The organism is Pseudomonas sp. MWU13-2862, assembly GCF_023242495.1.
GTDB classification, from domain to species: domain Bacteria; phylum Pseudomonadota; class Gammaproteobacteria; order Pseudomonadales; family Pseudomonadaceae; genus Aquipseudomonas; species Aquipseudomonas gingeri_D.
In genome coordinates this window covers 274,290-284,891 of sequence record NZ_JALMEZ010000012.1, presented here as the reverse complement: position 1 = coordinate 284,891, position 10,602 = coordinate 274,290, and the positions used below count along the sequence as shown (strand labels likewise).

Genomic DNA, 10,602 nt, shown 5'->3' with positions numbered 1-10,602 from the left:
ACGAGTAAGGGCAAACGAGCGTGAACCCGTAAGGGCAAACGAGCTGGCTACCGAATTTCTTGACGACCATAGAGCATTGGAACCACCTGATCCCATCCCGAACTCAGCAGTGAAACGATGCATCGCCGATGGTAGTGTGGGGTTTCCCCATGTGAGAGTAGGTCATCGTCAAGATTAAATTCCGAAACCCCAATTGCGAAAGCAGTTGGGGTTTTGTTTTTGTGGCGTTGAAATGTCGCATGGCTCAGGGGCCTCTTCGCGGCGGTGCGGCGATCCGACAAGCCCGGCTCCTACAGGACGTCGTCGTTCACCGATCTTGTGTACGACACCACACTGTAGGAGCAGGGCTTGCCCGCGAAGACGGCCGAATAGGCGCTGCAGGGCCCAAGAGTCATATGCAAGCCCTCGACGAATCAGACCGTTTCCTGACAAATTGACAAGGTTATTTTTGAGCCGGAACACTAGAATAGCCCCCGTCTTTTACAGAACCTGAGCCCATTTATGCCGGATCCGGTTGACCCTTCAAAGGTGTCGGAACTTCCCCTGGACACGCTGGTGGCCTGCCACGAGTGCGACCTGCTGATGCGCAAGCCCCAGCTCGGCCTTGGCGAAAAAGCCCAGTGCCCACGCTGCGGCTACGAGCTCTACGCCCATCGGCACAATGTCGTCGAACGTAGCCTGGCCCTGGTGCTCGCCGCACTGCTGTTGTACATCCCGGCGAACTTTTTACCCATCATGCAGCTCAATCTTCTGGGCCGGACTTCCGACGATACGGTCTGGAGCGGCGTACTGGGCCTGTACCATACCAGCATGTCCGGCATCGCCGTGGTGGTGTTCCTGTGCAGCATGGGTATCCCCTTGCTCAAGCTGCTCTGCCAGTTGGCCGTGCTGTTGAGCATTCGCTGGGATATCGGGCGCAGCTATGGTTTGTTGCTGTACCGCATTTACCACCACCTGCGCGATTGGGGCATGCTTGAGGTCTATCTCATGGGGGTGTTGGTGGCGATTGTCAAACTCGCCGACCTGGCGGAGCTGAGCCTCGGATTGGGCCTGGCCTGCTTTGTCGGTTTGCTGCTGGTCCAAGTAATGCTGGAGGTGGTCATGTCGCCCCACCAGATCTGGCAGGCGTTATCGGGAGAGGACGAACATGCGGGCGATTGATGCAGGCATCCTGATCTGTACGGAATGCCACGAGTTGAACCGCCAGGAAGAGGACAGCGACGAGCAGGCCTGTACTCGCTGCGGTGCGGCTGTGCACCCACGGCGCCCCAACAGCCTGATGCGCACCTGGGCCTTGCTGCTGACCTCGGCGATTCTCTATATCCCGGCCAATATGTTGCCGATCATGACCGTCAGTTCCCTGGGCAAGGGCGATCCCAGTACCATCATGTCCGGTGTCATCACCCTGGTGCAGCACGGTATGTTTCCCATTGCCGCCGTGGTTTTTGTCGCCAGTATTCTGGTACCGACGTTCAAACTGGTGGGCATCGCCCTGCTCTTGTTCTCGGTTCAGCGTCACCAGCCAATGTCGGCCCGGCAGCGGATCATCATGTACCGCTTTATCGAGTTCATTGGCCGCTGGTCAATGTTGGATATCTTTGTGATCGCCATTCTGGTGGCGGTCGTGAACTTTGGAAGAATTGCCAGCGTCGAAGCCAATCTCGGCGCGATAGCCTTTGCCAGTGTGGTGATCTTGACGATGCTTGCCGCAGTAACCTTCGATCCCCGACTCATCTGGGACAACACGGAGTCGGACGACGACCATGAGTGATTTGCCAAAAGCCAAAACCCGTCCGGCCTCGAACTGGTCGGCCGTCTGGGTCCTGCCGCTGATTGCCCTGATCATCGGCGGCTGGCTCGGCTGGCGTGCCTATAATCAGACCGGCATTGAAATCCAGGTGCGCTTCGAAAGCGGCGAGGGCATCCAGGCCAACAAGACCGAGATCGTCTACAAGGGCATGCCCATCGGCAAGGTCAAGGGCCTGAGCCTGGATGTCGAAGGCTCCACCAAGGGGGTCGTCGCCACCATCGAGATGAACAAGGATGTCGAGTCGTCCCTGCGCACCAACACCCGCTTCTGGCTGGTCAAACCGAGTGTGACCCTGGCGGGGATCACCGGCCTGGATACCCTGGTGTCCGGCAACTACATCGCGGTCAGTCCCGGGGATGGCGAACCGGAGCGCAGGTTCAAGGCGTTGAACCAGGAGCCGCCGCTGTCGGACCTCAAGCCGGGCCTGCATATCACCATCAAGGCCGACCGCCTGGGTTCCCTGAACCGTGGCAGCCCGGTGTTCTACAAGCAGATCCAGGTCGGCCAGATCAAGAGTTATGCACTCTCGGCGGACCAGAACATGGTCGAGCTCAAGGTCTTTATCGAGCCGACCTACGCCAACCTGGTGCGCAAACACACGCGTTTCTGGAACGCCAGCGGCATCAGCATCGACGCCAATTTGTCCGGGGTGAAGGTGCGCAGCGAGTCCCTGGCGAGCATCGTCGCCGGTGGTATCGCCTTCGCCACGCCGGAGAATCGCAAGGACAGCCCGCCCACCGACCCGAGCCTGCCGTTCCGCCTTTATGAGGATTTCGACGCCGCCCAGGCCGGGATCCGCGTCAAGGTGAAACTCAGCGACTTCGAGGGGTTGCAGGCTGGGCGTACGCCGGTGATGTACAAAGGTATCCAGGTCGGCAGCCTGAAAACCCTGAAGATCGACCCCGACCTGACCAGCGCCAACGCCGAGTTGACCCTCGATCCGCTGGCCGAGGATTACCTGGTGGACGGTACCCAGTTCTGGGTGGTCAAGCCGTCGATTTCCCTGGCCGGTATCACCGGGATCGAGGCCCTGGTCAAAGGCAACTACATCGCCATTCGCCCCGGCGACAAAGGCGGTCACCCGCAGCGTGAGTTCGAGGCCCGAGCCAAGGCGCCGCCTCTGGACCTGCGCTCGCCGGGTCTGCACATGGTGCTGTTCACTGACAACCTGGGTTCCCTGGATGTCGGCAGCCCGGTGCTCTACCGCCAGGTGAAAGTCGGCTCGGTACAGAGCTACCAGTTCTCCCGTACCCGCAAACAAGTGATTATCGGCGTCCATATCGAGAAGGAATATGAAAACCTGGTCAACGCTTCGAGCCGTTTCTGGAACGCCAGTGGCATCACCCTGAGCGGTGGCCTGACCGGTGGCATCCAGGTGAAGAGTGAGTCCCTGCAAAGCCTGATGGCCGGTGGTATCGCCTTCGAGACCCCACTGGACAAAGCCCCGTTGCAAAAACGCATTCCGCGTTTCCGCCTGTTTCCCAACCATGACGAGGCGCAGCAGCAAGGCACCCTGATCACCATTCGGGTCGATCGCGCCGACGGCCTGCGCAGTGGCACGCCGATCCGCTTCAAAGGCCTGGATGTGGGCAAGATCGAAAGTGTCGACCTGAGCGATGACCTGCAGTCGGTGTTGCTGTCGGCGCGGATTACCGAAGTGCCGGAGCGTATCGCCCGGGCCGGCAGCCAGTTCTGGGTGGTGAAACCGGAGTTGGGCCTGATCAAGACCGCCAATCTGGAAACCCTGGTCACCGGGCAGTACCTCGAGGTGCAGCCGGCAACGAAGAAACTCGGGGTGCAGAAGGATTTTGTCGCGCTCAAGGAACCGCCGGATGCGGCGGTGCCGCAAGCCGGGTTGAGCCTGACCCTGAGCGCCGCGCGACGTGGTTCGCTGAAGGAAGGCGTGCCGGTGACCTACCGCGAGGTGACGGTGGGCAAGGTGACCGGGTATGAGCTGGGAGCGACCGCCGACCGGGTGTTGATCCATATCCTGATCGAGCCCCGTTATGCATCGCTGGTGCACACTGGCAGCCGGTTCTGGAACACCAGCGGGTTTGGTGTCGACTTCGGCTTGTTCAAAGGCGCGACGGTGCGTACCGAATCGCTGGAGACGCTGATCCAGGGCGGGATCGCCTTTGCCACGCCGGATGGCGAGCGCATGGGCGCGGCGGCGCGGCCGTTGCAGACCTTCCCGCTGTTCGACAAGTTCGAGGATGAGTGGCTGACCTGGGCGCCGAAGATCAGCCTGGGCAAATAGCCGGGGGATTGTGGGTAGACACCAGGCCGGCAGCCGCAGAGCTTGCGCGGCTGTAGAGTTTGTATGGGGTGTAGAGCTTGTGTGGGAGCGGAGCTTGTCGGGACGCCGCACCGCCGCGAAGAACGATAACGCGGTGTGCCTGGAAAACTGCAGCGCTCCTTTCGCGGGCAAGCTCCGCTCCCACACAGGCAGCAGCGCGACAAATGTCGGCATGTATTCGTGGGCTGGGCACAAGAATGAAAAGGCCGCGATCAATGATCGCGGCCTTTTGCTTTCCAGCTTCTGAAGTCAGACCTCGTCCAGCTCCGGTTCCGCCGCTTCGCTCGGCACCGTTGCCCGGACCTCATCGTGCCGGCGGATGTACTTCCAGTCCGCTTCGTCGATATAGATCCCGTTCGGCCCGCTGCCGCCTTCAAGGTCGATGGCTACGTGCGCCGACACCTGCGGCTTCACGCTCGCCAGGATCGGCACGAAGCCCAGTTGCAGGCTGGTCTCCAGCAACGCCGCCTGGTTGCGTTCGTCGATGTCCGCGGCCTCGTCGAGGTAGTACGGCAGACGCACGCGCCCGGCCTGGTCGCGGTCCATCAGGTGCAGCAACAGGTACATGTTGGTCAGCGCCTTGATGGTCATGGTCGTCCCGTTGGACGCCGCGCCGTCGATATCGGTGTGGATCACCGGCTGGCCGTTGACCTTGGTGATCTCGAACGCCAGCTCGAACAGGTCCTTCAAGCCCAGCTGGTTGTGGTTTGCCGCCACCAGCCGCGCCAGGTATTCCTTGGCCTCTTCGTTCTTGTTGTCCTGATCGGCACTCTGGCTCAGGTCGAACACCGACAGGGTTTCGCCTTCCTCGTACTGGCCGGCACTGTGGATGATCTGGTCGATATGCTTGAGCGCGTCCTTGTTTGGCGCCAGCACGATACGGAAGCTCTGCAGGTTGGAGACCTGGCGCTTGTTGATCTCGCGGTTGAACAGCGCCAGCTGGTGTTCCAGGCTGTCGTAGTCGCTGCGGATATTACGCAGGGTCCGGGCGATATCGGTCACCGCCGCACGGCGCGCCTTGCCCAGGGTCAGGGCTTCGTCGGTGCGGTGGTCATAGGCGTTGATCAGCAGTTGCAGGCGGCGCTCGATGTCGTCCTCGCTGTCGAACTTGGCCACGCCCTTGAGACGCACCTGGGCGTAGAGCGCATCGATCTGCCCGTCGGCCCGCTGCAAGCCCTGCCAGCTGTCCTGGTAGTCGTTGAGCAGCGGCAGCAGGTTGTCCATGGAGTCATCTATCGGATCCATGAACGGCGTGCCGAACGGCAGGTCGGCCGGCAGCAGCTGGCGACGGCGCAGGGCGTCGTCGAGGGTACGCTGCTTGGCTTCCATATCGCCGATCTGCCGGCCCACCAATTGCAGCTTGGCCGACAGCTGCTGGACGCGTTCGGTGAAGGCATCGCTGGAGCGCTTCAGTTCATCCTGCGCGCCTTCCAGTTGGGCCAATTGTTCCAGCTTGTCGCCTTCCTCGGCGCTCAGGGTCTGGGCACGGCGGAAGTCTTCCAGGGCTTTCTGCGCGTCCAGCACTTGCTGGTACAGCGCTTCGGTCTGGGTCTTGCTCGCGGCCCGGTCGGCGGCGACGGCCTGCTGGGTTTTCAGCTGCTTGAGCTCTTTCTCCAGGCGCTCTTTCTGGTCACGCAATGCAGCACGATCGGCCAGAGCTTGCAGCGCCGGCGGCTCGATATGGGACAGGTCGATGGACAGGCCCGGCACTTCGAAGCGTTCGCCCTTGAAACCGTCGAGGATCAGTTCCATGGACTTGACCCACTCGCCTTCCTCGTCCAGGGCAATGCCGTGCTCGCCCAGGGGCAGGCTGAACAGGGCGCTATTGAACAGGCGCATCAGGCGCTCGACATCCTGTTGCGAGAACTCTTCGCGCAGCCGTGCATAGCTGTTGTTGTCGGCGTGATCGAGTTGCTGTTTCACCGACTTCAGGCGTTTTTCCAGGTCGCGCAGACGTTCTTCCAGGTCCTCGGCGCTGAACTGCCGGGACTGGGCCAGGGCGCCGGCCAGTTCGTCGTGGGCATCCTTGGCCGCCAGCAGTTGCTGCTCCAGCACCTTCACATCGTTGACCAGGGCGAAGCGATTCTTGAGTACCGACAGTTCACCGAGCCAGCGTTGCAGGTCGCTGATTTCCCGCTCCAGGCGCATCAGCTCCTGGGTGCTGCTGCGCTGGTCGTTCTGCAAGGCGTCCTGTTCATTACGGTAATGCTCGGACTGGATGACCAGCTCTTCCTTGCGCGCACCGGCATAGTCCGACCAGGTACCGAGCAACGAGTCCAGCAGCGGTGAAATACGGTGCAGTTTGCCGCGCAGCACATCGCGCTGGCGTACCCCCGAGGCCAGCGCCTCGACCAGGGGGCCGGCGGCAACCATGGCGTTGTAGTCCTGCTCCATGCGCCGCACATCGCGGAAGGCTTCCTCGCAGGCGGCGATATAGTCGACGCTGCCGGAACGCAGGCTGTGCTCGAAGGCATCGAGGAACAGCTGCTTGAGCTTGGCGGCGGTGATCTCGCGCATATGCAGCAGGTTGATGAACAGCGCGCGGAAGGTCTTCAGGCTCTGTTCGCTGGTGGAGCGCAGCGGGATCAGCGTCAGGTCCAGCGGAATCGAAGTATGACCGCCGACCAGCAGTCGACGCAGTTCATCGGGCTTGAGCTCGTAGGCTTTCAGGCCGTTGCGTTCAAGGTTGTTGAACAGTTCCTTCTGGCGCAGGCAGGTGTCGTCTTTCTGGTAGTGGGCCAGGTCCAGGCGTCCGGCGTAGGCGAAGAACTGGTGGCCGAAACCGCCGCCCGGGCCGCGCCCGACCACGCCGATCACATGGGGGCCGTGGGGCAGGGCGACTTCGACGAGGATGTAGCTGGTGTCGGTGGCGAAGTAGAAGCGCCGCGACTGTTCCAGGCTGTACTTGCCGAAGCTCATGTCCGACATGCGTGCCAGGATCGGGAACTGCAAGGCGTTGATCGAGGCCGATTTACCCAGGTTGTTCGCGCCGTACACCGACAGCGGATGTTCCAGGGGAAACAGGCCGAGGCTGTAGCCGGCGGTGTTCAGCAGGGCGAAGCGGCGAATACCGTAGCGTTCCTGGCTCATGCGTCCATCTCCTGTTGCTCGGCGGCAATGGCCCGGGCCAGCGCGTCTTCTTCACTTTCTTCGGTGGGCTCGACGAATTCGCTGAGGTCCAGCGGGTCATCGGTTTCCAGCAATTTTTCGTCGCTGTCGTCATCCACCAGCACCGGCGTCGGCAACGGCAGCACGCTGTGCAGGCTGGCGGCCATGTCGCGGTCCTGCTGGACCGACAGGCAGACGTCGAGGAAGCGGTGCATCGGTGGCAGGAAGCGGAACAGGCCGGGTTCTTCGAGGGCGAAGCCGAGCTGGGTCATGCGGCGCATGATCTTCTCTTCCAGCTCTTCCTGGGTGGTGACTTCGGCCTGGACGAACAGGTCGCGGTATTTCTCCAGCAGCGACGGCAGTTCGTCACGACCGAGGCTGCCGCCATCGAGCACGGCCACCGGGTCGCGGCCCTGGTCGGCGAGGTGTTCCACCAGGATGAAGGTGAACAGCGCCAGGCGCTGGGCGGTCTTGTTCACCTGGGCGGCGGCATTGTCCGGGACGAAGTAGTAGAAACCACGGGTGTCGCAGACCAGCTCGAAGCCCAGGGCCTTGAACAGGGTGCGGTACTGGTCCTGGCAGTTGGACAGTTGGGCGTACAGCTCCGGGTCGCGGCGGCTGACGTGGTAACCCTTGAACAGCTCGCGAAAGATCGGCGCCAGCTGGGACAGTTCGGAAAGATCAAGATGCATGGGGTGTGCTCGCGGAATTTTCGCCGGCTTCTTCGACACGCGAGAGCAGGGCGAAGGAGCGCAGGCTGACCTGGTGCTCCTGGGTGTGGTAGTCGCGGCGTTCGAGGCGCTCGCGCTGGAAACGTTTTTCCCGCGACAGGCGCGAGAACCAGTAGAGCAATTCGTCGGTGGCGCCGTCCGGCTCCTGCTCCAGCAGCCAGCTCATCAGGTCCGGCATCGGCAGGGCGTCGCTGCAGCGTTCGAGCATTTCCTTGACCGTGCGCGGCGCCCGTGGCGACTCGCCGCCCTTGGACGACTTGTGCGCCTTGGGGAAACGCGACGGCTTGGCTTCGAAGCGGGCCAGGGCATAGACATAGGCCTCGACCTGGCCGGAGCTGCCGAGAAAGGTGCTTTGCGGGCGGGTGAACATCGGCATCGCCGCTTGCGGCACGGCGTCCAGCCCTTTGCGGCGGATCACCGACAGGGCCAGGGCCGCGCCACGGGTCACGGCGTTGTGCCGGCGGGCTTCTTCACGCAGCGGCAGCAGCAGTTCGCGGGCATGGCGCAGGGTCAACTGGGCGCTGGTCTGCATTTCCAGGATCCGCGCGTGGGTGCGCAGCAGCATGTCGTCGTCCACCAGGTGGCCAAGACGTTGCTGTTCGCTGAGCATGCGCAACAGCACGTTCTCGACCTTGCGCACGCCCTGTTCGAAGGCGCCGTCGGCGTTCACCAGCTGGATCATCGGCTCGACGTATTCGTCCCAGGTCGCCAGGACCTCGGCGTAACGCTGGCGCAGCGGGATCTGCCGGTCGCTGGTCTTGGCCCGTTCGGCGACGGCCACCAGGGCCTGTTCGTCGTTGGCGAGCTTTTTCAGTACATCACGCACGCGCATGTCGAGCAGGCGCAGCTGGCGGGCCAGGTCGTTGCCGTCGCGGATATCGAAGGCATCCTGGATGTAACCGGCCAGGCGCTCGAGGTGGCGCAGGTAGGCTTCGATTTCCAGGCACAGGCCCAGGCGGTGTTCGCGGCGCAGGTAGGCGAGGAAGTCGTGGATCTGGGCATTGAGCTCGAAACGGTTCGGGCTTTTCGCCACGGGCACCAGGATATCGAGGCGAATCCACACGTCCAGCAGGCTGGTGATGTCCTGGGGCGTGCTGTCCAGCTGCTGGGCAGCCAGTTGCTGGCGCAGTTCACCGAGGCTCAGGGTGCCTTGGTCGAAGTGTTCGCACAGAGGCTCCAGAAGGGCCCAGTGCTCGGCGAGGGCGCGCAAGACGCGCTTGGGTTCGATCATGGGAGAGGCCGGCTGGTTGGCAAATTAAAAGGAGCGATTGTACTGCATCAAGCACCTGATTGACCCGCAGGTGATCGGAGGCTTGGCGTTCTTGCGATCAACTGCGGGCGATCTTCGCCGAAGGGCGGTAGAATCCCTGCTTCAACTTATCCACAGATGGCCGACCTTTGCTTATCGAGTCCCGCCGCCGCGCTTATCTGACCGCCATGCAGGTGGTCCACTGGCTGCCCCGCACCGAACTGCCGTTCGCCGCGCCGTCGCGGCCGGAGTTGTTTGTCGAGCCGGAGCCGTTGGTCGAGGTCCAGGCTCCCGTGCCTGAGGCGAGCAAGGCCGCTGAACCGATGGCCAGGCCCGTCGAGCGGCCAAAGATCGAAGTGCCACGGCCCTCGCCGATCCAGCGCGCCGAAAGCAAGCCGGCGGTCGCTGTTGAAGAGGCGCCGGCCCCGGTCAAGGCGGTTCAGGTCCCGCCGCCGCGTTTCGCCCTGCAATTGTTGCGCGCCGGGCGTTGCCTGGTGCTGGTGGAGTTACCCACAGGCGAGGCGTTCCAGAGTCGCGACCCGGCCTACCTGTTGCTCAAGGACATGCTGCGCGCCGCCGGGCTGCCGGACAGCCCGCAGATTGTCGGCGAGCCGGTGCGCTGGCCGCTGCTGGTACGCGGCAACCTCGACCAGGGCCCGGATGCGGCGCGGGACTTTGTCCAGGGCTTTGTCCAGGCCCGTCGGGAAGAGGGCGAGTGCGCCTGCCTGTGGCTGATCGGCCTGCCGGCAGTGCGTTTTGCCGGTGAAGCCAATGCCCAATCGTATAACCGTGAACTGCAGGTCGAAGGCCTGGGATCGGCCTGGGCGTTGCCCGGTCTGGAATTATTGATGGATGAGCCACAGCGCAAGGCTGATGTCTGGCAAGCCATGCGCCGGCTGATGGCGCGATGGAAAAGTAACGATGAGTGATGCGGTAAGTTTTCGCCCGATGACCGAGGCGGACCTGGATGCGGTCCTGAAGATCGAATACGCGGCGTTCAGCCATCCCTGGACCCGCGGGATTTTCCTCGATGGCCTGGGCAAGTACCAGATCTGGTTGATGTTCGAAGGCAGCCAGCAGGTCGGGCATGGCGTGGTGCAGATCATTCTCGATGAGGCGCACCTGCTCAATATCACGGTCAAGCCGGAGAGCCAGGGCCGTGGCCTGGGTTTGCGCCTGCTCGAACACCTGATGTCGCGGGCCCATGCGGCCGAGGCCCGGGAATGTTTCCTTGAAGTGCGCGACAGCAATCGGGCGGCCTTCCGCCTGTATGAGCGTTATGGTTTCAATGAGGTCGGACGCCGTCGCGATTACTACCCTGCGGTGGGTGGACGCGAAGACGCGGTGGTGATGGCGTGTACGTTGGTTGACTGAAGATTTTCCACGTGACCCCGAGCCGGGGTCGGGT

Annotated in this window: 9 protein-coding genes and 1 rRNA gene; 7 read left to right on the top strand and 3 right to left on the bottom strand. The window is 62.6% G+C overall.

Annotation, left to right across the window (positions count from 1 at the left end):
- The first annotated feature begins 58 nt into the window (after window positions 1-58).
- The 5 genes from rrf to M5C56_RS22195 all read left to right on the top strand — a co-directional run bounded on the left by rrf (window position 59) and on the right by M5C56_RS22195 (window position 4,353).
- Window positions 59-174: ribosomal RNA gene (rrf, locus tag M5C56_RS22215) — 5S ribosomal RNA — on the top strand.
- Between the two features lie 327 nt (window positions 175-501).
- Window positions 502-1,161, top strand: coding sequence for a paraquat-inducible protein A (locus M5C56_RS22210; protein WP_103497563.1), 660 nt, complete (start codon window positions 502-504; stop codon window positions 1,159-1,161).
- Window positions 1,148-1,771: a paraquat-inducible protein A gene (locus M5C56_RS22205; protein WP_103497562.1), complete on the top strand. Its 624-nt coding sequence runs from the start codon at window positions 1,148-1,150 to the stop codon at window positions 1,769-1,771. Before M5C56_RS22210 ends, M5C56_RS22205 begins: the two co-directional genes overlap by 14 nt.
- On the top strand, window positions 1,764-4,067 hold the full coding sequence (locus M5C56_RS22200) for an MlaD family protein (protein ID WP_103497561.1): 2,304 nt from the start codon (window positions 1,764-1,766) through the stop codon (window positions 4,065-4,067). The genes M5C56_RS22205 and M5C56_RS22200 overlap by 8 nt, the downstream gene beginning before the upstream one ends.
- Before the next feature lie 94 nt (window positions 4,068-4,161).
- Entirely contained in the window at window positions 4,162-4,353 is a 192-nt protein-coding gene (locus M5C56_RS22195) for a hypothetical protein (RefSeq protein ID WP_103497560.1), read from the top strand.
- A gap of 2 nt (window positions 4,354-4,355) precedes the next feature.
- Here the strand turns inward: M5C56_RS22195 and mksF are convergent, their stop codons facing one another.
- From mksF to mksB, 3 genes are read right to left on the bottom strand one after another with little or no spacing between them, the layout of a single operon-like run.
- Window positions 4,356-7,196, bottom strand: a complete 2,841-nt coding sequence (gene mksF, locus M5C56_RS22190; protein WP_103497559.1) for an Mks condensin complex protein MksF — start codon at window positions 7,194-7,196, stop codon at window positions 4,356-4,358.
- The gene (gene mksE / locus M5C56_RS22185; protein ID WP_100942351.1) at window positions 7,193-7,906 is read right to left on the bottom strand and encodes an Mks condensin complex protein MksE; all 714 of its coding nucleotides are present in this window, start codon (window positions 7,904-7,906) and stop codon (window positions 7,193-7,195) included. Before mksE ends, mksF begins: the two co-directional genes overlap by 4 nt.
- Entirely contained in the window at window positions 7,896-9,176 is a 1,281-nt protein-coding gene (gene mksB / locus M5C56_RS22180) for an Mks condensin complex protein MksB (protein ID WP_103497558.1), read from the bottom strand. The genes mksE and mksB overlap by 11 nt, the downstream gene beginning before the upstream one ends.
- A gap of 167 nt (window positions 9,177-9,343) precedes the next feature.
- Between mksB and M5C56_RS22175 the strand changes: the two genes are divergently transcribed.
- On the top strand, window positions 9,344-10,123 hold the full coding sequence (locus tag M5C56_RS22175; RefSeq protein WP_103497557.1) for an energy transducer TonB: 780 nt from the start codon (window positions 9,344-9,346) through the stop codon (window positions 10,121-10,123).
- Entirely contained in the window at window positions 10,116-10,568 is a 453-nt protein-coding gene (gene rimI, locus M5C56_RS22170; RefSeq protein WP_100942348.1) for a ribosomal protein S18-alanine N-acetyltransferase, read from the top strand. The genes M5C56_RS22175 and rimI overlap by 8 nt, the downstream gene beginning before the upstream one ends.
- Window positions 10,569-10,602 lie beyond the last annotated feature (34 nt).

What these genes read in the sequence shown, in the direction of transcription:
- M5C56_RS22210 (WP_103497563.1), top strand. Translation starts at nt 502, where the DNA reads ATGCCGGATCCGGTTGACCCTTCAAAGGTGTCGGAACTTCCCCTGGAC.
- M5C56_RS22205 (WP_103497562.1), top strand. Translation starts at nt 1,148, where the DNA reads ATGCGGGCGATTGATGCAGGCATCCTGATCTGTACGGAATGCCACGAG.
- M5C56_RS22200 (WP_103497561.1), top strand. Translation starts at nt 1,764, where the DNA reads ATGAGTGATTTGCCAAAAGCCAAAACCCGTCCGGCCTCGAACTGGTCG.
- mksF (WP_103497559.1), bottom strand. Translation starts at nt 7,196, where the DNA reads ATGAGCCAGGAACGCTACGGTATTCGCCGCTTCGCCCTGCTGAACACC.
- mksE (WP_100942351.1), bottom strand. Translation starts at nt 7,906, where the DNA reads ATGCATCTTGATCTTTCCGAACTGTCCCAGCTGGCGCCGATCTTTCGC.
- mksB (WP_103497558.1), bottom strand. Translation starts at nt 9,176, where the DNA reads ATGATCGAACCCAAGCGCGTCTTGCGCGCCCTCGCCGAGCACTGGGCC.
- rimI (WP_100942348.1), top strand. Translation starts at nt 10,116, where the DNA reads ATGAGTGATGCGGTAAGTTTTCGCCCGATGACCGAGGCGGACCTGGAT.